This is a genomic window from Prochlorococcus sp. MIT 0603 (assembly GCF_000760215.1).
In the GTDB taxonomy this organism is placed as follows: domain Bacteria; phylum Cyanobacteriota; class Cyanobacteriia; order PCC-6307; family Cyanobiaceae; genus Prochlorococcus_E.
On sequence record NZ_JNAW01000001.1, the window covers coordinates 87,239 to 108,735 of the forward strand.

Genomic DNA, 21,497 nt, shown 5'->3' on the forward strand with positions numbered 1-21,497 from the left:
AGATCCCACTTTAACTCTAATTTGAGATTGCTCAGTGTCTTTTCCTAATCCAGTAAAATTAAAAGTTGCTTGGTACCGAAGGCTATCAGTCCCTCAGTTCACTGTAATTACTGGACTTTTAGTTATTTTTGCTGGAACCATCCTTCTTTCCACTCCTTTGTGTTCTTCTAATGCTGTTGGAATGTGGGAGTCTTTTTTTACGGCTACATCTGCAGTAACAGTAACAGGATTAACGATAATTGATGTAGGAGAAGATTTAACGATTTATGGGCAAATCTTACTCGCAATAATGCTTCTTATCGGAGGTTTGGGTTTGATGGCGATTACTACGTTTTTACAGGGTTTTGTTGTTAGTGGAACAGAATTGAGATGTCGTTTGGACCGTGGAAAAACACTTGATGAATTTGGAGTTGGAGGAGTTGGTAGAACGTTTCGAGGCATTGCTCTCACTGCCGCTGTTTTAATTATTTTTGGAGCATTAATTCTTTTTTATTATGGATTTACTGATATACCCAATTTAGGAGAACGGTGGTGGGCAGCTATATTCCACAGCGTTTCTGCATATAACAATGCTGGTTTTGGACTTTGGTCAGAAAGTTTGCAAAATTATCGAAATAATACTGTCGTCAACATCGTTGTGATTGTTCTGATTTTATTAGGTGGTTTAGGTTGGAGAGTAACTAGTGACATTTGGGCTAATAGAAAAAATTTTCATTTTAGAAAACTAAGTTTGCATAGCCGCTTGGTAATCAGAACTTCTTTTTTGCTAGTTCTTTTAGGCACTTTTGGATTGCTTTTAACTGAGTTCATTGAACAAGGTTCTTTTTTCTTATCTATGAATTGGTCCGAGCGTTTTACAACTGCTTTTTTTGAATCTGTTAGTGCAAGGACTGCTGGCTTTACAAATATCCCTATCTCCGTAGAAAGCATTTCAGATTCAGGACTCCTTTTGTTAATGACATTAATGTTTATAGGTGCAAGTCCTGGTGGCACAGGTGGCGGAATCAAAACAACAACTATTGCTGCTCTTATGGCAGCAACTAGATCTACTTTAAGAGGACAAGATAGTGTCGTAATTCGTCACCGACAGATTTCAGATAAAGTTGTCTTGAAAGCAGTTGGAATTACAGTTGGATCCTTATTGTTTGTTCTGATAATGGCTTTATTGATAACAATGACAAGTAATTTGGGCGATCAGCAGTCTTTTTCTTTTTTAGAAATATTATTTACTTGCATTTCAGCTTTTGCAACTGTTGGCTTTGATCTTGGAGTGACGGAGAATCTAAGTATCTTTGGGCAATTGATTTTGGTGCTAGGTATGTTTGTGGGTAGGCTTGGGATACTCCTTCTTTTAAGTGCTGTTTGGCAGGCATTGAATAGGGAAAGAATCCAACATCAGAATCGTATTGGCTATCCACGTGAGGATCTTTATGTTTGAATTCTTTTATTGGAGGCAATTCAATGAGTGAATGGTGGCAATGGTTATCTAGACCAGACGAAGAGTCTTTAGGATTCGCAGTGGTTGGTATAGGCCGTTTTGGGACGGCTGTTTGTCGGGAATTGATTCGAAATGGAGCTGATGTTCTAGCAGTTGATTCTTCTGAGAGAGCCATTGAAGAATTACGTCAGCTTGAACCATCAATTGAAGCAAGAGTAGTTGACTCAACAGATGAGGAATCTATAAGGGAAGCAGGCGTTCTTGAAATGGGAACAGTAGTTGTAGGGATAAGTAAGCCAATTGAAGCAAGTATCACTACGACTCTTATTGCCAAAGATAGTGAAGGTAGCCGTGTCCGACAAGTTATTGCAAGAGCGACCAGTGACCTACATGAAAGGATGCTTAAGAGAGTTGGAGCAGACCGAGTAGTTTTCCCTTCACGAATGCAAGGTGAAAGATTGGGTTTAGAGCTAGTACGTCCTAATTTAATTGAGAGATTGGAATTGGATGATCAAACTGGTATTGATGAAATTAAAGTTCCAGAAATATTTGTAGGTCGTTCTTTAAGAGATCTTAATCTTCGTAAAAATTATTTAGTGAATGTTTTGGCAGCAGGGCCTTCCGGACAGTTAACAATTAATCCTCCTGCTAAATATATTTTGAGTGAAGATCATGTTTTAGTTGTTATGGGATTAATGGAAGATTTACAAAAATTGCCTGAAGTTTGAATGTATGTTTTGGGTTTAATGAGTGGTACCAGTGCCGATGGGGTTGATGCCGCTTTGGTGGAGTTTAAAGGTAGATATGACAAACCCAAATGGAAATTAATTAATTCCACATCAGTTGAATATCCTAAAAAGTTACAAGAAAAAGTTGTTGCTGCTGGACAAGGAGTGCAATTCAGTGCTGCTGAATGGTTAGAGCTTTCTGAAAGCATTACTGAGGTTTATTATTCTGCAGCAACTATTTGTGATCCTCAAGGTATTGCAAATGCTATAGGTTGTCATGGTCAAACTGTATTTCATAGGCCTCCAAATATTTCTTCTAAAGGAGCTAGTTGTCAGATTCTTCAGGCTCCATTGTTGGCAACTCTTTTAGAAAGAACTGTTATTTATGACTTTCGTGCAAAAGATCTTGCTTTAGGAGGGCAAGGAGCTCCTTTAACACCCTTCTTAGATAGTGCATTGTTAGATAAAGGTAACGGTTGGCGAGGAGTGCTTAATCTTGGTGGCATTGCAAACCTTACTTTGATTCCGCCAAGCGTTGGACCTGACAGGAATTGTGAAGTTTTGGGATGGGATTGTGGTCCTGCAAATACTCTTATAGATCTTGCTGTGCAAAAGATTACGAATGGTCAATTAAAATACGATTGTGATGGATTAATTGCTTTAGAGGGACACCCTGATTTTGCGGTTATTGATCAATGGCTTAAGGAGGATTTTTTTCAAGCTCTCCCTCCGAAGTCTACCGGAAGAGAATATTTTGGAACTCAAGATTTAGAAAGGAGATTGGAGGAGATTAACTCTGACAATAATAATGATTGGATTGCAACTCTCACTTCTTTTAGTGCTTCGGTTATTTCTCAAGATATACAAAATTTAAACCATCGTTACTCTATTAGGCCTATTGAATTGTTATTAGCTGGTGGGGGGAGTAAAAACCCTTTTCTTGTTAATGAAATTAGGCGAAGATGCCGAGGGATAAGAATTTCATATATGGATGATATTGGAGTTCCAGTTCAAATAAGAGAAGCCATTGCATTTGCTTTATTGGCATGGTGGAATATTTGTCAAAAACCTTGTAGCAATTTAATAACTGGTGCAGAAAGACCTGTTGTTCTTGGTAGTTCTGTGAGCCCTTAAAGAATTATTAGGGCTTCAAAAATTTAATTCTCCTTGGTGCACCTCTTAATCTTCTAGCTTGTTGTCCTTCAAGAGATGATCTGAATTGATCTGTATTAGATGAATCAGCAAGACTTTCTGTATTGGAGAGATTCTTTGATTCCAATCGATCTACGCCCTCTTGAATAAGAACTTTTGCCATATTGCTTATTGTGCGTGATTCTTTTTCAGCCAAAACAGTTAACCGGTCACAAAGGCTTTCAGGAAGAACTACCTGAACCCTTGGCGATTTTGGCTTTCCGTTGGATGAATTTTGCCGGGTAGCCATGACACAGAAAATGTAACCGGTACTTAATAGTGTACACTTATAGTCAAGGATAGTATCCTGTACTATGCTTGTTTCGAGATCAAGCTCTTTCGCTTTTCAAGCAGATGATTGATCTTTTCATTGCAAGTCCTCCTTTTATGTCACCGCTTAAGTTCTTAAGTTCTTAAGTTCTTCAGTTTTGGCATCTCCTCACCGCAAAGTATTTTCAATGACTAAAAAACCCACACTTCCTGCATCACCTAGCCCTCAAAGATCAAGTTTAATGACTAGTAATGTCAGAACAAAGGTTCATCAGAACAAACCTAGGAGAGGGAAAGAAAATAGTGATGTATTAGTTTCAGCTGTTATAAGTTCATATCTGTTGACACATTTGCATCATGTATTACAAAAAGAAGAAATTTTAGCTTTTAACGAAGGAAGAACTGTTCATGCCGACAACTTTGCACAATTGCGCAAAGTTCTATGCATGGATGCAAGAAGTATGAGAGATGCTTCTGCCCTAGGTAAGCAAGAGAGAGATTCAGGAAAGTTGTATGAAACAAACTTTGGGCCAAAAGTTGCTTAATTGAATAGGGTAAAAGCAGTTGAATATTTTCTAATGACTAGTAATGTTGCAGAGCTATATCAACGGATAGAGGCTGAGCCTGCTTATAGAAGGGCCCTTTTTCGCCAAGCTCTTCAAAACCCTCAGGGTGCTTTACAGACAATCTCTGAAATTGGAGATGATCTTGGACTACCTGTTACTGCTGAAGAAGTAAAAGAATATCTGTCTCAACTTGATGATATGGAAACTAAGCAATGGCTTATAAAAGCTAGAGGCGGGCTATGAAATTATTTTTCTTCTTTTAAGATTGTTTTTTCTAACGCAGGAATTTGATCGACACCTCGTTTGTCATATCCACCACCACCAGCTAATGTCCAAAAAAACCAATAACTAGGGATCGCTAGCCCTGCGGCTAATACTAGAGCAGTGATTTGTTCCAGTCTCACCATTACTTAAGATCCGGAATGTTTAAAGTTTAGTATTGCAAGTCTGCATACAAGAGCAGTTTAATTTTATCTATATGAGGATTTGTCTTAGTGATCAGACTTGAACGTGTTAGCAAAATTTATCCAACTGCTGAAGTCCTTAAAGAAATCACTTGGGAAATAAGGGCTGGACAACGGATCGGATTAGTTGGCATTAATGGTGCAGGTAAATCAACCCAATTGAAGCTTATAGCGGGTTTGGAAGATCCGACGACAGGAGAAGTGATATATGAGGGTGAGCCTCGTATAGCTTATTTGCAACAAGAATTTGATGTTGATTTAAATAGGACTGTTAGAGAGGAGTTGTTTCAAGCATTTGCTGATGCTGCAGATGTTTTAACTCAAAAAAAATCCATCGAACATGATATGGCTTCCCATAGAGCCAAATTAGACAATACTTATCTTAATAATTTAATTAAGGAATTAGGTAGCCTTCAGATTCGTTTTGAGTCACTACATGGATATGAATTAGAGGCAAAGATTGAGAAATTACTTCCCAAAATTGGTTTTAGCTCTAATGAGGGAGATTCTTTAGTTGGGGATTTTTCTGGTGGTTGGCAAATGAGGATTGCATTAGGCAAAATTCTTCTTCAGGATCCTGATCTTTTGTTGTTAGATGAACCTACAAACCATTTAGATTTAGATACTATTGAATGGCTAGAGAATTATTTATTAAATCAAAATTCTGCGATGGTAATAATAAGTCATGATAGAAGTTTTCTTGATAAGATTTGCACGCATATTGTTAGTACTGAAAGAGGTATATCAAGAACTTATATAGGGAATTATAGTTATTATTTAGAACAAAAAAAACTTGAATTAGATTCTGCAAAGTCTGCTTTTGAGCGTCAGCAAAAAGAACTTTCATCCCAACAACAATATATTGACAGATTTAGAGCAAGTGCAACCAGAAGTACACAAGCAAAAAGTAGAGAAAAGTTGTTGACTAAAATAGAAAGAGTAGATTTACCAATTTCAGAGTTAAATAAGCCTATTTTTAATTTTCCAGATGCTCCTAGATCCGGCAAAAATGTAGTTAAAGTAGATGATTTATCTCATACTTATAATGAAAAAATTATTTTTTTAGGAGCTCAACTAGAAGTTGAACCAGGTAATCATATCGCAATTTTAGGTCCTAATGGATCAGGTAAGTCAACCTTGCTTCGCTTAATAATGGGTATAGAAAAACCTGTTGATGGAATAATAGAAATAGGTTCTCATAATGTTTTTCCTAGTTATTTTGAGCAAAATCAATCTGAAGCACTTAATTTGCAGAAAACCGTTTTAGATACCTTCTTTGATTCAGCTCCAGATTGGACACAAACCAAAGCAAGATCTTTATTAGGAAGTTTTGGCTTTAGTAATGATGATGTATTTAAAACAGTTTCTGATTTAAGTGGAGGTGAAAAAGCTAGACTTGCATTGGCTTTAATTATTATTAAACCTTGTAATTTACTTCTTCTAGATGAACCAACTAATCATTTAGATATCCCCGCTAAAGAAATGCTTGAAACTGCAATAAAAGATTTTCAGGGAGCCTTACTTGTTGTTTCACATGATCGCTATTTTATTTCAAAGGTAGCGAATACAATAGTTGAAATTAAAGATGGACAATTATATCTTTACAGAGGTAATTATGAATATTATAAGGAGAAGAAGATTCAAGAAAAAGAAAAGACTGAGAAATTAATTGCTGAGGCTGAAAGAGAAGCAAAGAGAATAGAAAAACGAAAATTAAAGAGTAAAAATAAATCCAAGAAAAAGAAATGATAGTTTAAACTTATCAGTTCTGGAGTTGCTTAAGCTGAATATTCAAATTATCTTACCCTTCTGAATTTACTAATATCTTCTGGTTTAATATTAATTTTAAGAATTCTACTTCTTCTTAAAATAGTGAACTGTATTTCTTTATTTACTCCATTATTATTAATAAAATTAACTACATCTTGTGGGTATCTTATTTTTTCTTCATTTACACTCATTATAATATCATTTACCATAAGACCTTCTTTATCTGCAGGTCCATTGGGGAGGATATATATAATCAGTGCACCTTGCTTTAACTGATTCTCAAAACGATTACCATCTTCATTTATATTGGCTAGATGCACACCAATCATTGGATGAATTGCTTTACCTTTTAGTACTAATTGATTGGCAATATTAATTGCTTTATTAATTGGTATTGCAAATCCTAAGCCTGCGCCTGGTCCTGACCTCACTAGTGTATTAATACCAATAACTTCTCCTTGAGCATTTAATAGGGGGCCTCCAGAATTTCCAGGGTTAATCGCAGCATCTGTTTGGATTAGGTTTAGTCGCTTATCTGCAATTCCTAGCTGAGATACATTTCTATTTAGATTGCTGATAATACCTAGAGTTACAGTTTTTTCTAGTCCATATGGATTGCCAACAGCAATGGCCCAATCTCCTACTTCTATTTTCTCAGAATTACCTAGGACTGCTTTTGGCCATGGACCAGGTGTGTCTAGTCGAATTACGGCTAGATCTGTAAGCATGTCTTGGCCAACCACTTTACCCGAAACTCTTTGACCATTTGACAGGCCTACAATTAGTTCATCTGTCCCTTCCACAACATGAGCATTAGTTAGGACGAGACCTTTAGTTGAAAAAATAACACCGCTGCCTTGACGTCTTTCAATACTAGATTTTGGATATTGAAAATTAGGGATTCCAAAGAATCTTTCAAAATATTCATCTATTAAAAAACCTTGAGGTAACTTGCTTCTGTTATTAGTTATAACTCTCTTTTTTGTTTCAATAGTTACTACTGCAGGGCCGCTTTTTTTTAAAGCTTCTGAAACAAATGATTTCTTAGTATAAATTGCATTACTTTTGGCCTCTATTCCCTTAAACATAGGTACTGATAGAGATGGCCTTGCAGGACTTGGTATTCCTAAAGTTAATATGTATAGACCAATAAGATAGTGTTTATAGTCACTTTTAATCATAATTTATTTGATAAAAATTAGACTAGCTTTATATCACTATTTTGATTTAGGATGATTCTACTGTTTCTTCTAAATCTTGTAAATTTTTCAAGCAATCTTCATAATTGGTTGAAGACCTTGCTTAGATTTATAGCTCTAAAATAATTTGATGCTTATAAAATGATGTTTGGTTCTATTTTCCCATTTTTATACGTCTTAGTTGTCATTGGGCTTTTGTGGAAAGCATTTCAAGTTATGGCAAAAGGTTTTTTTGCTTTTCAAGAGTTTGATAACCAACAAATTCCTTTAAAGAAAGATCGTACTGGTCAATTTACAATCCACCCTGAATTGCTTAATGAGCAAGGGAAAATTACAGATGAGGAACTTCTCACTGTTCGTTTTTCTAATGATTTGGATCCTCCTAAGCCAACACAACCTTCTTCTGAATAGACGATATGAGATTCTTAGTAAGGCAAGTATTTTTCGAAACTTAAGGGGGTCATTTTGGAGCAAAGAACACGTGTTGTCGTAGCAGTCATTAAAACTTTGAGGTTGCCTCCAAGATTTAGATTGCGACTCTTAAAGGAAGACCCTGTCCGTCTAGAGCTCAGTCTCACTCCTGCTTATGGGAAAGATCCCATCCAAGTTGGTTTGGTTGAGTCGCTTGACTTGGTTGCTCGTAGAGATAGAGAGGGAAGGATCCCAAGAGATTTGCAAGGAACTTGGGATTGGACTGTTCGTCATGGGAAGGTCAGTACGGGTGGTTGGAATCCTTTCCTAAAAGAAGCCTTGCAAACAATGTTTGAGACTGGTCTTCCTGCAATTATTTATGAAGAGCTAACTGGAGAGGAGTATCACCCTGTTGATGGGGCAAGACATGTTCGATGAACTTGTTGAATTAACTTTGTTTGTGATTATGATCCCCTTTTTTCTTCTTAACTAGATACAATTTGTTTAATTTCAAAAACAGATCATGGCACCTGATGATGTTGAACCTCGTTATGGATTTGTCAATTATGCTGAAATTTGGAATGGGAGGCTAGCTATGCTTGGAATAATTGTCGGGTTAAGTACCGAATTATTAACAGGGCAAGGAATTCTAGGTCAAATTGGCTTTGGTTGATTTCGAAATTTCAAACTTTTTGGTTGGTTTCTGATTAATTAGATTTTGGATACTGAAACACTCCCAAATTTTTCTATTGCTGAGTTAAATGAAGCGATAGGAAAACTTCTATCAAGGGGCTTTGCTCCCAAATTTTTATTGCATGGTTCAGTATCCAAGTCTCAATTGAAAAATGGTCATCTATGGCTCACTCTGACCGATGGTAAAGCAACTGTATCAGCCGTTATATGGTCTTCAATATTGAAAAACCTTGATTTTCGTCCTAATGAAAAAGATGGTGTTGAAATATTTGGCAAATTAAATTTTTGGGAGACTAGAGCAACTTTAGTTGTTCAAGTAATCAATATTAGGCCTACTCTTTCAACAGTTTTAAGACAATTTGAACTAGCCAGAAACGTTTTACTTCAAGAAGGTTTGATAGATCTTGAGAAGAGTAGACCATTGCCTAAATTCCCCAATGCCATTGCTATTTTAACAAGTGTGCCAAGCTCAGCTTATGCAGATATGATTCGAACTGCAAAAGAGCGCTGGCCCCTCACAAAGTTGTTAATTTTTCCTATACCAGTTCAAGGTGATGTATCACGGAAAATCCAATTAGTTTTAAAGCATCTGTCTTATAGATACAAGGAATTAGATTTTCAAGCACTTGTTTTAGCAAGAGGTGGAGGGAGTAGGGAGGATTTAATGGTTTTTGATGATGAGGAGTTATGTAGACAATTGGCAAAATTCCCAGTACCAGTGATAACAGGTATTGGCCATGAAGATGATTTAACTGTTGCTGATCTTGTTGCTGATCATAGATCCTCAACTCCTACAGCATCAATAGTAGATTTATTACCTAGTAGAGAAATTGCAAAAAGCCATTGTGCGCAGATTAGACAAAGATACAAAGATTACTTTACTTGGATTATTCAAAATAAAAGTAATAATCTTTTAGAAAGAATGAGGATTTTATCTAATAATTCACCTATCAAATTGTTGAACACAAAGAGAGACCTTCTCTTGCAAAAGAAACAATTATTACAAGCATTATCACCTAAGCAGATTTTAAATAGGGGTTTCTGTATAGTACGCAATAGTCAGAATATGACATTAAATACTATTAAGAATGTTATAGTTGGTGATTCATTAATGATTGAATTTAGCAATGGGAAGATTCAAACTATTGTAAAATCTATTTCCAATAAAATAAATCGTTAATGTCAAATTCAAATTCAATCAATAAAAACTCTAAATTTGTACGCTCAAAAGATGTTAAAATATCACATAAAGAATCAAAGAAAAAAGATCTTCTTCTAAGTATATCAAAATTATCTTATGAAGACTCTTTAAAAGAATTAGATTTGATTATTAGTAAACTTCATAATCAATCTTTGCTTGTTGAAGAGTTAGAAGAAAATTATCTTCTTGCAACTCTATACCTAGAGCATTGTGAGCTTCTTTTAGATAATGTTGAACAAAAAGTGATAGAGTTTGACTCTAGTAAAATTGAATCTTATAGTGATTAATTATTCAGTCTCTTCTGCTGAAATATCAATAGTAGCAGAACTCGCTGGTATATTAGCCTTTGAATATTGATCTCCATTCACTGTTTCCTTTGAGCCGCATATAGGACATGATTCTGAATTAGAGAAATAAGTAGATCCGCAATTTTTACAATTGCGCATGTTAGATTTCAATTTTTTCCAACTGAACCAGGCTAGACCGCTAATTACTAACGTAGAAATTAAAAAAACTACTATTATACTGCCAGCGATATCTATAAAAAATCTTCCTATTGAAGTAGGAAATATAAAAAGAAAAATAATTAATAACCAAAATATTGTGTTATTTCTATACATTATTTATATAGATATATGCAGAGTTTTTGTTTTTCTATGTCTATTTACTTGATTGCTTACTAATCCAACACTCCAACATTGACCAAAATAAATAATTAAACCAACTAACCATATCCAAAGTGTTAACACTAAAACTCCGCTAATAATTCCATATGCTTGAAATCTTGAACCTAGAGATAAAATAGTTCTGCTAACTGCTGAGTTTAATATTGTTAGTAATCCGCCAATCATTATTGCTCCTGGAATAAGAGGGCGAATAGGGACCCTTCTTCTAGGAACTAATGCTTGTAATAATAGTGCCATGATTGTAAAACCTATAAAAGGTAATATTATTTGCCCAGCTTCGATTAATGGAATTTTTGATAATGTATCTGTGAATTGAGGATTAGCATCTTGAAGTTCAGTCCATACAGCACCTGGTATCATTTTTAAATAAGAGCTGACTTCATCAATAACCATAAATAGTCCGACTAGTAATACAACTAGGAAAGCTTCTATTCTGTTTCTAATTAATCTAAAAGCTTGCATTCGCAGAGGAATGGAGGTTGTTTTGGATGGTAAAGCATCTTCCCAAAGTCTATCGGCACCTCTTTGAAGAGTTAGATATGCATTGCCTGCAGTGATAATTAAAAACATCGCACCTAATATTCCTGCACCGAATCCTTGATTTACAAGTTTGATGAGAGTTGTTTCTACCAGTCCAACTACAGAGGGAGGTAATACTTGTGCTGCTAAACCAATAATTTGTTGATCTAGTCCTTGTTGCTTACCTAAAAACCATGAGGCAGAAGACAAGGAGATTAATAGGATTGGAAAGAAAGACTGTAATGTGTAATAGGCAAATGCTGCACTTAGATCTACACAGTCACATCGATTCCATCTTTGAGAAGCTTGCCATAAGCTTCTAAGAAGCCAATTAAACTGACGCTTCCAATTGGTTACCACACTTTTATTAGTTTAGACTTCCATATTTTAGTGGAAGTAAAGGAAATATAGTGTGAAATGGATGATTAATTTTTTTTGGGTAGATTTCCTTATTTTGTTTGAGTAAAAATAATTTTTTAAAATTAGCTTTATTTATTATCTAATTCATTAATATATTTCCCCAAGGAACAAGTCTATCTAAGTTTTGTTTGGAATTAGCTGCTATTAAAGGGAAATCAACTGAAGTAAGGTCTTTTCCTCGCTCAATATTTTCAGGGTTAAGATCTAACCACTTAATTGAACAACCAAGCTCATTTAAAATTAACCATGCTGCGGCTATATCCCATATTTTAGGAGTTGCTTCTAGTGCCCCAAATGTTTGACCTGTTGCAACACTTGTCATATTTAAACTAGAAACCCCAAGCAACCTTATCTTTCCAGGAAAACGTTCATGTGGTTGTTTTTGCAATACACTAATTGATCGACTACAAACAGACACACAGTCACTTTGAGTTCTGATCGGTTGACTATTAATTAACTTGTTATTCATCCATACTCCTCTACCCCTAATTGCAAGAATTCTTTTTTTGAGTGCAGGGATATCAAGGAGAGCTGTTTCGGGTTGACCATCTGTAAAACGTGCTATTGAGATTGCCCAGAAAGGAATACCTGCAGCAAAGTTTGTTGTTCCATCTAGTGGATCTACTACCCAATATGAATTAGTAGAAGGTATTAACTTAGATCCTTCTTCGCTCAACACACCTTCTTGATTACCAGTAATATTTGATATGCCCTTCACAATATGCTCATCACTCCAGCGATCACAGCTGGTGATTAATGTTCCATCTGCTTTTAACTCAGAATTAATTTGACCAAAATCTTTCAATTGTCTTGCTGCTACCTCATTCACTAAAGTATGAAGAGCTTCAAATTGAGTTTGATCCAGCTTATCCTGCTGAGCACTATTCATGATTTAAAACTATAAAAGTTCCATGCAGGTATCTTTATCAAATGATAATTGCTCTAGCGAATTTTTATAATTTAATTTATCAGTATTTAAAGATTTTCTTTCTATACTTATTTTGGTGCAATCATTTAAGCTTCTAAGCCCGGTCTTTCTTTCTAAACTTATTATATTTGTGTTGAAGTCAGTAATAGATTTGATGTAATTAACTTCTGCTTGAGTAAGATCTCTTTGACTAGTAATAACCTCTCGTTGGGTTGTGATACCTGCTTGTAATCTTAAGATAGACAATCTTAAAGATTCTTTAGCTGATTGTATGGCTTCAAATGAATTTTTAATATTTTTTTGTGCAATTTCTAATTTAAAGAAAGCCTCTTCAATTTCTTTTCTTATTTGTGTTTTCTTTAAATAAAATTGTGATTCTAATTCTTTAACCTTCTCCTTGCTGGCGTAGTATTTTGATTTCCCATATCCACCATCAAAGATTGGCCATTCAAATTGAATGCCAACAGTATTACTTGTACTATTAATACTATTGTTAGTTCTTGGAGATGAAGATGCTATTTCACCTTTTGATATGGAACTGTCAAAGGTATTATAGATAGAGACTTTAGGTTGATTAGTTGACCGGGCTATTTTTGCTTTATTATTATTGATGGATACTTTCCTCTTTAATTGATCTAATTCCTTTCTATATTTATATCCAGAATCTATGCTTTCTTCTAGAGAAGGTTCCCAAATTCCAATAATTCTTGGCTCTGAATTAATTTTGGGAGATATATTTTGATCAAGGTTTAATAATTGAGCAAATTTTCTTTGATTAATCTTCTTCATTCCTAGCTTTTCTGTTAATAACTGCTTGTCTTTATATAATTGTGTCTTTGCTTCTAAAACTTCAAGTTTAGATATTAAACCTGATTTGAACTTAACTCGTGCTTCTTTTAATGATATTTTTGATGTTTCTATGGAATCTTTTGCAATACGTATATCTTGAAATGATTTTTGAAGATTAAAATATTGTGTATTAGCTTCCAATAATAAATCACGTAATTTAATTGAATAAGCAATTCTGGAATTCTCAAATTGATCTCTTGCTGCTGATATTTGAGGAATCCTTGAAGGATTAATTATATCCCATTTTAATGTAGCTTTTATGCTAGCTTTTTTTTGATCACTTGATGTATTAGTAGATAAATCATTATAGACATTACCCTTTAGATATTGAGGGAAACCATTACTAGATAAGTTTAATTTTGGATACCAAGACGCTAGTTCACTTTTCAATAAGTATCTGGCTTCATTAACTCTTGCCTCCATTATTTTAATTTCAGCGCTATTAGACTTTATTAAATTCTCTAACTCGTATCGCTTAATAATAACAGTATCTTTGTTTTTTTTATGGGCTTTAATATATCTATTTTTTATTTCGTTCTTTATCTTTTGCGTTTTTTGATTTGTCTTTTTTAATTTAAAATCTTCCTTATTTACTTTTTCTTTCGGTGAATGATTAATTATTTTTTCCCATAAAATTTTATCAGAAGAATAATCATTAGATGTTTTTAATTCATTGGATTGTGCGTAGTTTAATCCATCATTTCCAAGTAGAAATAAGAAAATAATATTGGCGGATATTTTTTTGATATTAGCTAAAGAGATATTCTTTCTCATTTTCTAACCTTCGATTACTCTCTTTACAAAGTCTTCTGGGCCAAAAACTATTTTTATAGGTATTTTAAGATTTTCCTCTACTTCTTTAATACTTATATCATCTAGAAAAGTAGCTTCACCATGTTTCAGCATCACAGATGGCAATAAAAGGACATCACCAAGATTTTTATTTTGTAATCCAGTTATTACATCTTGACCGGTTAGTAAGCCAGTAACTACTTCCTCTTTTCCCCAGTAAGGGCTTGTAAGGCTGAACATGTTCAATGTAAGTCCATCAATTGCATTCATCCTTTTTGATATAGGTTCTAGTGCTTTTCCTACTAGTTTACCTACTACCCAACTACAATTGCGCTGTACAGAGATTTTTTTTGGCAGTTTTTTAGTTGCTTTATCCATATTCTCTAGAAAATATCTAATACTACCTACCCCATTTTCTTCTTGTGGGAGATCTTCATAAGCAACTCGATTGGGCAGCGGTATATCTGCGATTAAATACCATTCATCTGATAACCATGCAAAGCGAGTTCCAATCACAGATTGATAGGTGGCTTGTAATTTTTCTACCAATGCAATTACTTTCATTGCGCAATTTTGGTCTACAGGTTTAAGCCCATCATTATCAGGGCGAAATCTTGTAAGACCTACTGGCACGACTGCAGTTGATAGTATTGTTGGGAATTCACCTTGGGAAAAAGCAAATAGATCATTTAGTGTATTCTCAAGATTTTCATCGTCGTTTAAACCAGGGCAGACAACTACTTGAGCATGTAATTGTAGTTTTCGCTCTGAAAACCATTTTATTTGATTAATGATGAGACTGGCTTTTTTATTTTTTAGCAATTGTGCTCTTAAGTCCCCATTAGTTGAATGAACAGAGACAAATAGAGGAGATAAGCGTTGATTCTCAATTCTTTGCCAATCAGTTTTTGTTAGATTAGTTAGTGTTAAATAAGAACCGTATAGAAAGCTCATGCGATAGTCATCATCTTTAAGATATAGTGTTTTACGCCTACCATGAGGTTGCTGATCAATAAAACAAAATGGACAGTGATTGTTGCATTGTTTGAGACCATCAAATAAGGCTTCTGTGAAGACTAGTCCTAATCCATCATCTTGATCTTTTTCAATATGAATCTTATGGAGTTTTTCTTCTTGATCAATTACTTCAATTTGTAGGTCTTCTTCAGAAATTAAGTATCTGTAATCTATTAAATCTCTTGGTCTTATTCCATTAATGCTTATTAATTTATCTCCAGGTTCAAACCCAAGATCCTCACCTATTGAATCTTTTTCGACGATTTCAACAACAGCAGGATGTGGCGCATCGTTAATGGATGGAATTGCATTATTTTGAGAAGGTTCTGTCCACACGGATTAGAAAAGTGTTGATTTAGTTTGCTATCAAATTGAATGATTCTTCTAGTTAGATTAGGCAATTTTTATAAGCCCAACAAATACAGAACCATATATTTTTTATTTTAGAACTAAGTAGGTCCTTTCAAAATAAGTAAGTGTTTAGATGCTTTACTATTGCGTTTGAATTGAGCTAGTTTGAGAAGCTTGATCTGGAGACTCTTTTCTCATCATCAAACAATTAGATAGCTTTTGCTCTGAGCCACTCTTTCACTACTAACGACTCTTCAGAATTGTCGGAGGGATATTTATCTAGGCCATCAACCTTGAGATTTTGTGCTGGAGCCCTTGTGGTTTTACCAGTTTTTCTGCAAGCACCCTGGGTCCATTTTCATCCTTTATCTGCATTATTGTTTACTTTTATTTTGGTGGGTTTAGGGATACTCTTAGCACAATTTGTTGATGATAAATGGTTTAGGATTGGTTCTCTTCTAATAGGAGTGAGTGGGAGTTGGTTAGGTGGATGTTTGTTTTGGGGTTGGTTGAGAATTCACCCTGTTTTACATTTGCCTGTAGAAGCTGTTGCTCTCCCTTTGGCTTGCGTAGGTCTTTTTTCAAAATGGAGAATTGGGGCTGCTTTTTATTTGGCTTGCTTGCTTGGCACTGCTTTTACAGATCTGATGATGGTTTTGACTGGAGTAATGAGATTCTGGCCTGCTGTCGTTTCAGTATCTGTTGAAGAAGCTGCTCAGATATTAAGTGACACTTCTATTAATCTTTTTAGCCCCATAAAGTTGTTTTTGATTTTTTTAGCAGCTGTTTTAATTATTCTTCTCTCTAATCAAATGAATCAAAGAGGCACTCTTAATTCACCTGGTGGACGCGCTTGGTTAGTTGCTGGCGCGGCTTTAACAACAACACTTTGGGTTGATGGGTTGTTTTTGGTGACTGCGCTTCTTCAGCCAAGGTTTAGTGGATTGATATAGCGAGATTTGATTTATGGATGTCTCCTGTAATTCAACTCCTATATCTAAGGGATCATGGGATGTGATTGTCATAGGAGCAGGTGCAGCAGGATTGATGACTTGTCTCGAATTGCCTTCTCACTTGAATGTGTTGCTAGTCAATCGCAATACAAGTAAAAAGTCAGCAAGTCGATGGGCTCAAGGGGGGATTGCTTCGGTAACTAGAAAAGAAGATAGTTTCTCTAGTCATGCAGAAGATACATTTAAAGCTGGCGGAGGTTTATGCGATGGAGATGCTGTTCGAATGTTGGTGGAAAATGCACCTATATGCGTTGACAGACTTCAAAATTTAGGCATGGAATTTGACAGAGATCTAAATGGACTATCAACTACTTTAGAGGCTGCACATAGCTATAGACGTGTGCTACATGTTCAAGATCAAACTGGGAGAGCATTGATTGATGTCTTGAGAGATCAAGTTGAGAAAAGATCTAATATTCTTCATCGTCGAGGTGTAAGAGTTACTCAACTTTGGGTTGAAAATAATAGGTGCATTGGTGTTCAGGTTTTAGATGGACCTTTCCTTTATTGGATTCAATCTAGAGCTGTTGTTTTGGCATCTGGTGGTGGTGGTCATTTATTTGCTAATACCACTAATCCTCCTCAGGCTTGTGGAGAAGGGTTGTCTTTGGCTTGGAAAGCAGGAGCTTCGATCGAGGACCTTGAATTTTTTCAATTTCATCCCACAGCATTAAAAATGAAAGGTGCGCCTTGTTTTCTGATTTCTGAAGCGGTCAGAGGTGAAGGCGCGGTTTTGGTTGATCGCTATGGAAAAAGTCCCGTAGCCCATTTATCTCACCGTGATCTTTCAGTTAGAGATCAAGTGAGCAGGGCTCTGGTGAAGACCATGCAATCTCAAGGAGTTAGTTCTCTTGGCCTCAATTTAATGCGGATTCCTTATCAAAAAATTCAAGAACGTTTTCCTTCAATTCTTCAACGATGTAGAGAAATGGGAATTGACCCCTTACATAGTTTGATTCCTATTGCACCTGCAGCGCATTATTGGATGGGCGGTGTGGCAACAAACATGCATGCTGAAACATCATTGACTGGTTTGTATGCAGTAGGGGAAGTAGCATGCACTGGTGTTCATGGGGCCAATAGATTGGCCAGTAATTCTTTATTGGAGTGCCTTGTATTTGCTGGCCAAATGTCTAATATTCATTTAAATGATTACCTTTATCCGAACAGAGATATTCCAAAATATTGTTTTCATGTTGATATTCTTTCTGATATAGATGAAGCTAGTAATGATGATTTTTTGAGATCATCTATTAACGAATTAAGAGAATTATTTTGGAATGAGGTGGGAGTAAATCGATCTAAGAAGGGTATGCAACGAGCTATCAAAAATATAAGATCAGATTTCAACAATTTATCCCAACACACTTTATTAAGTTTAGTCCAGAATCAAAATATAGATATATGCAACTACTTTGATGAAATAACAAGAAAGAAAATAAATTTACTTCTTGATTTGAGTCATCGACAACTAACTAGTATTCTAACATTAAATGCTTGCTTATTTAGATGTGAAAGCAGGGGTGGGCATTATAGAGTCGATGCCCCTCAATCTTTGCCATACTGGAGATGTCATTCTCAACAGATAAGAGGTGAATCAATAAAAACAAGGCCTGTAAGAAATTAACTCTATTAGAAATCTCTAGGCCCATTATAGCCACTTATGTTAGCTAATTCATCAAGAGATTTTACACCTGATTGTATCTCTCCATTGATTTCCCATGAGGGGAAGGCTTCAATTCCTTTTCTTTTACATAAATCTGTTTTGCTGTTGACCCCGTCAATAGCGCATTCAACTGATTTAAGATTATCTGATGCTTCATTTCCAAACATTTCCATCTGATCATGGCAATGAGAGCACCAATATGCTTTGTATAGAATTATATTTTTCTTGTTTAAATACTGTGCTAATTGAATTGAAGATTTTGAGCTTTTATTGTTGATTATAGGAGCCTCTCCTTGATTTAAAATTGGAGATTGAGCTTTACTTGGATCCACTGACGATGTCCATATTAATCCTCCTAATAAAATAACTATAGTAACAATTAAACCTCTAAAAAATAATTCTCTACGGTCTTCCCAACCTCCTCCAATTATTGTTAAGATAAAAATAAAACTGGATATTACAGCTGAAAGAATACAGAAAAAACAAAAAGCTTTTATTTTTATGATCATTATTCCCATCAATATAAAACTGAATATGGCCATAGAATTTGATATAAGAAATAATCCCCACCATGCTTTTCTAGTGACTTCTAGCTTGCTTGTAGATATCCAAGGCAGAAAAGGAATTGTCGCTAGAAGTAATACGCTTAGATAACAAATAAAACCAATAAAAGATAGTGGAATATCTGACCCATTAATTTGAAAGACTGTACCCCAAGGGCTATTGAGAACTTTGTCGCAACCGCCTGTTCCCCCAGGACAAGAAAGAGTGCTAATCCAACCCCATCTATGGAGAGTGATAGAACCTGTATCAATAATTCCTATGGTTGCCAAGACTCCTATAAGAGTCCGAGCAATCTTGGAGCCTGGATCCTGTCTTCTACGACTTTTTATGCGAGATGTCCCCATTTTGTTAGTAATTTTTGGATCTTTAGAGTTTTTCTAAGAATAGTCTTTTTATGAGTTAGAACGATCATATTATTTTTATGATGATTGATTTTCTTTTAAGTTTCCATAATGATTGAGATAGTAAAAGGCAATAAATCATAGATAAGACGAAATCATTTCCCCAACTGCATCCGTCAGTAGCTTTTGTTCACCTTGGGTGTGAAAAAAATCTTGTGGATACTGAACACATGATGGGTTTACTTGATCAAGCAGGATATGCAGTTAATTCTAATCCTTCTGATGCTTCTTTAGTAGTTGTAAATACCTGTAGTTTCATTCAAGATGCCCGCGAAGAATCCGTTCGAACATTAATAGGTTTGGCAGATCAGGGGAAAGAACTAATTATTGCTGGATGCCTTGCGCAACATTTTCAAGATGAATTGATGCAGTCAATCCCAGAAGCAAAAGCAATTATTGGTACTGGAGATTATCAGCACATCTTAAAGGTCTTGAAAAGAATTGAGAAGGGAGAAAGAGTTAACCAAGTTTCTCAGATACCTAAATTTGTTGGGGATGAAAAGTTACCTCGTTTTAGAGCTAAAGGTCAGGCCATTGCTTATTTAAAAATTGCTGAAGGATGCGATTATCGTTGTGCTTTTTGCATTATTCCAAAATTAAGAGGAAATCAACGAAGCCGTTCAATTGAATCAATTGTCTTTGAAGCGAATGAATTAGCCAAAAATGGTGTAAAAGAATTAATTTTAATTAGCCAAATTTCTACTAATTATGGAATTGATATTTATGGATTTCCTGCTCTAGGTAATTTATTAAGAGCTCTTGGAGAGGTTGATATCCCTTGGATTCGAGTTCACTATGCATACCCTACAGGGATCACATCTGAATTGATCCAGGTTTTTAAAGAAGTACCTAACTTACTGCCCTATCTTGATTTGCCTTTGCAACATAGCCATCCAGATGTACTCAGAGCAATGAATCGACCGTGGCAGGCTGATCTTAATTCTTCTTTATTAGATAGCATTAGAGACCAATTGCCTGATGCTGTATTTAGAACATCTTTTATTGTGGGCTTCCCTGGCGAGACGGAATCTGAATTTGATCATCTTGTTTCTTTTGTTGAAAATCAGGAATTTGATCATGTTGGTGTCTTTACATTTTCCTTGGAGGAGGGAACGAAGGCTTCATCTTTAGATAATCAAGTTCCTTTGGACGTTGCGCAATCACGCAAAGATAAAATAATTTCCATTCAGCAACCTATTGCGGCTCGAAAAAATCGAAATTCCATTGGAAGGACTCTGGATGTATTAATTGAGAAAGAAGATTTAGAAACAGGAGAAATATTGGGTAGATGTTATCGCTTTGCTCCAGAAGTTGATGGATCAGTGAGATTGCAAGGAGATAGTTCCGACAAGAGTTTCATTCCTGGAAGCATGGTTCCAGCATTAATTACTGGTTCTGATTTATATGATTTGACAGGAAGAGTTATTGGAGCTAAGGAAATGGTTTTGTCTGCAAGAACTAAACTTTAGATAAATAAAAAGAATATTCCTTTTATTTTCCCTCAATATATTTTGTAGCAACTTATCTTTGCATTGAATTTCAATTGGCTTTTTAAAGATAATTAGATTAGCTTTATTGCTTTTAAGACTTTATTGATACCAAACGCTGCACCAAGACCGATTCCAACTAGCGCAAAATAAAATAAAACTCCCATTAGCAAAAATCAATTTGTACTTATTAGAACAGATCTAGGTCCCTTTTGTGCCAAAACTATTTAGCTTTTGAAATTTAATCTTGTATGTAAGGCTTCCCATGGATTAGGCAATACTCAGCCTTTTGTAGTTCTCTGCCAAGATAAAGAGCATGATCAAGCTTGGAAAGTGGTAATGGTCCCTCCCCTTCAGTTATTTTAATTCCCAGTTCTTTTGCGGTTTTCCCTTTAAATATTTGAACAGGGTATCTTTCGTTCCCATTACTGCAGCTAATTACTTTTCCAGTTGTGGGGTCTGTTGCTCTTCCTGTGTCATCAATATTATTGCTGAAATGCTTAACTACTAATTCCTTTGTTTTTTCGTCTACGATGATTAAAAAATACCCATTTGGATCGAGTGCAATATTCCTTCCAGAATATTTTTCGTCGATATCTTTGATCAGTTTTTCTGTATTTGTTTTGGAAAACTTTGTGCCCATATCTTTAAATTACAAATTAGGTCATATTTATACAAGTAAAGCTATCAAAAAGAAATAATTTGATTAAAGCTTATAGGAGGTTAAATATTATTAAGTATATCTATCAAGATCTTGAAAAATTATTGGCATACGGAATTGTAGAATTGAAGGAAATTAATACTGTCTTTTCATATAAGAACTTATTTTTATTGCAAAATCAATCATGAAATTTATAGGCCATTGTCCGAAAT

25 protein-coding genes are annotated in these 21,497 nt (G+C 35.2%); 14 read left to right on the plus strand and 11 right to left on the minus strand.

Translation table 11 applies throughout. The annotated features are described in order from the left end of the window. Positions 1 to 34: 34 nt before the first annotated feature. From EV07_RS00410 to EV07_RS00420, 3 genes are read left to right on the plus strand one after another with little or no spacing between them, the layout of a single operon-like run. The gene (locus EV07_RS00410; RefSeq protein WP_036916389.1) at positions 35 to 1,438 is read left to right on the plus strand and encodes a TrkH family potassium uptake protein; all 1,404 of its coding nucleotides are present in this window, start codon (positions 35 to 37) and stop codon (positions 1,436 to 1,438) included. 23 nt (positions 1,439 to 1,461) lie between these two features. Further along, entirely contained in the window at positions 1,462 to 2,166 is a 705-nt protein-coding gene (locus tag EV07_RS00415; protein WP_036916670.1) for a potassium channel family protein, read from the plus strand. Then, on the plus strand, positions 2,167 to 3,300 hold the full coding sequence (locus tag EV07_RS00420) for an anhydro-N-acetylmuramic acid kinase (RefSeq protein ID WP_036916390.1): 1,134 nt from the start codon (positions 2,167 to 2,169) through the stop codon (positions 3,298 to 3,300). It abuts the gene before it with no gap. A gap of 7 nt (positions 3,301 to 3,307) precedes the next feature. On the opposite strand, the gene EV07_RS00425 is transcribed toward EV07_RS00420, so the two are convergent. Continuing rightward, entirely contained in the window at positions 3,308 to 3,607 is a 300-nt protein-coding gene (locus EV07_RS00425; protein WP_036916391.1) for a ribbon-helix-helix domain-containing protein, read from the minus strand. Positions 3,608 to 3,815: 208 nt separating this feature from the next. On the opposite strand from EV07_RS00425, the gene EV07_RS00430 reads away from it, so the two are divergent. After that, positions 3,816 to 4,172: a hypothetical protein gene (locus EV07_RS00430; protein WP_036916392.1), complete on the plus strand. Its 357-nt coding sequence runs from the start codon at positions 3,816 to 3,818 to the stop codon at positions 4,170 to 4,172. Between the two features lie 33 nt (positions 4,173 to 4,205). Continuing rightward, positions 4,206 to 4,436 carry a hypothetical protein gene (locus EV07_RS00435; RefSeq protein ID WP_036916673.1) on the plus strand — a complete coding sequence of 77 codons (231 nt, stop codon included), beginning with the start codon at positions 4,206 to 4,208 and terminating at the stop codon, positions 4,434 to 4,436. Positions 4,437 to 4,438: 2 nt separating this feature from the next. On the opposite strand, the gene EV07_RS09705 is transcribed toward EV07_RS00435, so the two are convergent. After that, entirely contained in the window at positions 4,439 to 4,600 is a 162-nt protein-coding gene (locus EV07_RS09705; protein WP_193742684.1) for a hypothetical protein, read from the minus strand. Between the two features lie 87 nt (positions 4,601 to 4,687). Between EV07_RS09705 and EV07_RS00440 the strand changes: the two genes are divergently transcribed. After that, entirely contained in the window at positions 4,688 to 6,406 is a 1,719-nt protein-coding gene (locus EV07_RS00440; RefSeq protein ID WP_036916393.1) for an ABC-F family ATP-binding cassette domain-containing protein, read from the plus strand. A gap of 47 nt (positions 6,407 to 6,453) precedes the next feature. Here EV07_RS00440 and EV07_RS00445 read toward each other — a convergent pair whose 3' ends face one another. Further along, on the minus strand, positions 6,454 to 7,608 hold the full coding sequence (locus tag EV07_RS00445) for a trypsin-like peptidase domain-containing protein (protein WP_036916394.1): 1,155 nt from the start codon (positions 7,606 to 7,608) through the stop codon (positions 6,454 to 6,456). A 159-nt stretch (positions 7,609 to 7,767) separates the two neighbouring features. On the opposite strand from EV07_RS00445, the gene EV07_RS00450 reads away from it, so the two are divergent. The 5 genes from EV07_RS00450 (at position 7,768) to xseB (ending at position 10,218) form a co-directional block, all read left to right on the plus strand. After that, complete coding sequence (locus EV07_RS00450) at positions 7,768 to 8,037, plus strand: DUF2973 domain-containing protein (RefSeq protein WP_342626372.1); 270 nt, start codon at positions 7,768 to 7,770, stop codon at positions 8,035 to 8,037. Between the two features lie 54 nt (positions 8,038 to 8,091). After that, positions 8,092 to 8,475 (plus strand): hypothetical protein, encoded by a 384-nt coding sequence (locus EV07_RS00455; protein WP_036916396.1) that lies wholly within the window; start codon positions 8,092 to 8,094, stop codon positions 8,473 to 8,475. Between the two features lie 85 nt (positions 8,476 to 8,560). Beyond that, positions 8,561 to 8,710 (plus strand): chlorophyll a/b-binding protein, encoded by a 150-nt coding sequence (locus EV07_RS00460; protein ID WP_036916397.1) that lies wholly within the window; start codon positions 8,561 to 8,563, stop codon positions 8,708 to 8,710. Positions 8,711 to 8,755: 45 nt separating this feature from the next. After that, a complete protein-coding gene (xseA, locus tag EV07_RS00465) occupies positions 8,756 to 9,910 on the plus strand; it encodes an exodeoxyribonuclease VII large subunit (protein WP_036916398.1) in 1,155 nt (384 codons plus the stop codon). Next, positions 9,910 to 10,218, plus strand: a complete 309-nt coding sequence (gene xseB / locus EV07_RS00470; RefSeq protein ID WP_052043809.1) for an exodeoxyribonuclease VII small subunit — start codon at positions 9,910 to 9,912, stop codon at positions 10,216 to 10,218. The genes xseA and xseB overlap by 1 nt, the downstream gene beginning before the upstream one ends. On the opposite strand, the gene EV07_RS09710 is transcribed toward xseB, so the two are convergent. From EV07_RS09710 to EV07_RS00495, 5 genes are all read right to left on the minus strand, one after another. Continuing rightward, positions 10,219 to 10,377 (minus strand): hypothetical protein, encoded by a 159-nt coding sequence (locus EV07_RS09710; RefSeq protein WP_193742683.1) that lies wholly within the window; start codon positions 10,375 to 10,377, stop codon positions 10,219 to 10,221. It lies immediately after the preceding gene. A gap of 177 nt (positions 10,378 to 10,554) precedes the next feature. After that, positions 10,555 to 11,496: a YihY/virulence factor BrkB family protein gene (locus EV07_RS00480; RefSeq protein ID WP_036916400.1), complete on the minus strand. Its 942-nt coding sequence runs from the start codon at positions 11,494 to 11,496 to the stop codon at positions 10,555 to 10,557. 139 nt (positions 11,497 to 11,635) lie between these two features. Further along, the gene (locus tag EV07_RS00485) at positions 11,636 to 12,445 is read right to left on the minus strand and encodes an inositol monophosphatase family protein (RefSeq protein WP_036916401.1); all 810 of its coding nucleotides are present in this window, start codon (positions 12,443 to 12,445) and stop codon (positions 11,636 to 11,638) included. Between the two features lie 9 nt (positions 12,446 to 12,454). Beyond that, positions 12,455 to 14,107 carry a TolC family protein gene (locus EV07_RS00490; protein WP_052043808.1) on the minus strand — a complete coding sequence of 551 codons (1,653 nt, stop codon included), beginning with the start codon at positions 14,105 to 14,107 and terminating at the stop codon, positions 12,455 to 12,457. 3 nt (positions 14,108 to 14,110) lie between these two features. After that, on the minus strand, positions 14,111 to 15,478 hold the full coding sequence (locus tag EV07_RS00495) for a TIGR03279 family radical SAM protein (RefSeq protein WP_036916402.1): 1,368 nt from the start codon (positions 15,476 to 15,478) through the stop codon (positions 14,111 to 14,113). 275 nt (positions 15,479 to 15,753) lie between these two features. Between EV07_RS00495 and EV07_RS00500 the strand changes: the two genes are divergently transcribed. Next, positions 15,754 to 16,446, plus strand: coding sequence for a DUF3120 domain-containing protein (locus EV07_RS00500; RefSeq protein ID WP_241433961.1), 693 nt, complete (start codon positions 15,754 to 15,756; stop codon positions 16,444 to 16,446). A 13-nt stretch (positions 16,447 to 16,459) separates the two neighbouring features. Beyond that, complete coding sequence (gene nadB / locus EV07_RS00505) at positions 16,460 to 18,133, plus strand: L-aspartate oxidase (protein ID WP_036916403.1); 1,674 nt, start codon at positions 16,460 to 16,462, stop codon at positions 18,131 to 18,133. A gap of 5 nt (positions 18,134 to 18,138) precedes the next feature. On the opposite strand, the gene EV07_RS00510 is transcribed toward nadB, so the two are convergent. Beyond that, on the minus strand, positions 18,139 to 19,080 hold the full coding sequence (locus EV07_RS00510; protein ID WP_036916404.1) for a vitamin K epoxide reductase family protein: 942 nt from the start codon (positions 19,078 to 19,080) through the stop codon (positions 18,139 to 18,141). A 134-nt stretch (positions 19,081 to 19,214) separates the two neighbouring features. Between EV07_RS00510 and rimO the strand changes: the two genes are divergently transcribed. Continuing rightward, positions 19,215 to 20,606 (plus strand): 30S ribosomal protein S12 methylthiotransferase RimO, encoded by a 1,392-nt coding sequence (gene rimO, locus EV07_RS00515; protein WP_052043807.1) that lies wholly within the window; start codon positions 19,215 to 19,217, stop codon positions 20,604 to 20,606. 92 nt (positions 20,607 to 20,698) lie between these two features. Here rimO and petL read toward each other — a convergent pair whose 3' ends face one another. Together petL and EV07_RS00520 are read right to left on the minus strand one after the other, a co-directional pair. Continuing rightward, positions 20,699 to 20,791, minus strand: a complete 93-nt coding sequence (gene petL, locus EV07_RS10170; RefSeq protein WP_081936909.1) for a cytochrome b6-f complex subunit PetL — start codon at positions 20,789 to 20,791, stop codon at positions 20,699 to 20,701. Positions 20,792 to 20,865: 74 nt separating this feature from the next. Continuing rightward, complete coding sequence (locus EV07_RS00520) at positions 20,866 to 21,267, minus strand: DUF4346 domain-containing protein (protein WP_052043806.1); 402 nt, start codon at positions 21,265 to 21,267, stop codon at positions 20,866 to 20,868. Positions 21,268 to 21,497: the final 230 nt, after the last annotated feature.

Bases quoted from the DNA above. Each gene is read 5' to 3' on its own strand.
- EV07_RS00415 (WP_036916670.1), top strand. From the start codon at position 1,462: ATGAGTGAATGGTGGCAATGGTTATCTAGACCAGACGAAGAGTCTTTA.
- EV07_RS00420 (WP_036916390.1), top strand. From the start codon at position 2,167: ATGTATGTTTTGGGTTTAATGAGTGGTACCAGTGCCGATGGGGTTGAT.
- EV07_RS00425 (WP_036916391.1), bottom strand. From the start codon at position 3,607: ATGGCTACCCGGCAAAATTCATCCAACGGAAAGCCAAAATCGCCAAGG.
- EV07_RS00430 (WP_036916392.1), top strand. From the start codon at position 3,816: ATGACTAAAAAACCCACACTTCCTGCATCACCTAGCCCTCAAAGATCA.
- EV07_RS00435 (WP_036916673.1), top strand. From the start codon at position 4,206: ATGACTAGTAATGTTGCAGAGCTATATCAACGGATAGAGGCTGAGCCT.
- EV07_RS09705 (WP_193742684.1), bottom strand. From the start codon at position 4,600: ATGGTGAGACTGGAACAAATCACTGCTCTAGTATTAGCCGCAGGGCTA.
- EV07_RS00445 (WP_036916394.1), bottom strand. From the start codon at position 7,608: ATGATTAAAAGTGACTATAAACACTATCTTATTGGTCTATACATATTA.
- EV07_RS00450 (WP_342626372.1), top strand. From the start codon at position 7,768: ATGATGTTTGGTTCTATTTTCCCATTTTTATACGTCTTAGTTGTCATT.
- EV07_RS00460 (WP_036916397.1), top strand. From the start codon at position 8,561: ATGGCACCTGATGATGTTGAACCTCGTTATGGATTTGTCAATTATGCT.
- xseB (WP_052043809.1), top strand. From the start codon at position 9,910: ATGTCAAATTCAAATTCAATCAATAAAAACTCTAAATTTGTACGCTCA.
- EV07_RS09710 (WP_193742683.1), bottom strand. From the start codon at position 10,377: ATGCGCAATTGTAAAAATTGCGGATCTACTTATTTCTCTAATTCAGAA.
- EV07_RS00485 (WP_036916401.1), bottom strand. From the start codon at position 12,445: ATGAATAGTGCTCAGCAGGATAAGCTGGATCAAACTCAATTTGAAGCT.
- EV07_RS00490 (WP_052043808.1), bottom strand. From the start codon at position 14,107: ATGAGAAAGAATATCTCTTTAGCTAATATCAAAAAAATATCCGCCAAT.
- nadB (WP_036916403.1), top strand. From the start codon at position 16,460: ATGGATGTCTCCTGTAATTCAACTCCTATATCTAAGGGATCATGGGAT.
- EV07_RS00510 (WP_036916404.1), bottom strand. From the start codon at position 19,080: ATGGGGACATCTCGCATAAAAAGTCGTAGAAGACAGGATCCAGGCTCC.
- petL (WP_081936909.1), bottom strand. From the start codon at position 20,791: ATGGGAGTTTTATTTTATTTTGCGCTAGTTGGAATCGGTCTTGGTGCA.
- EV07_RS00520 (WP_052043806.1), bottom strand. From the start codon at position 21,267: ATGGGCACAAAGTTTTCCAAAACAAATACAGAAAAACTGATCAAAGAT.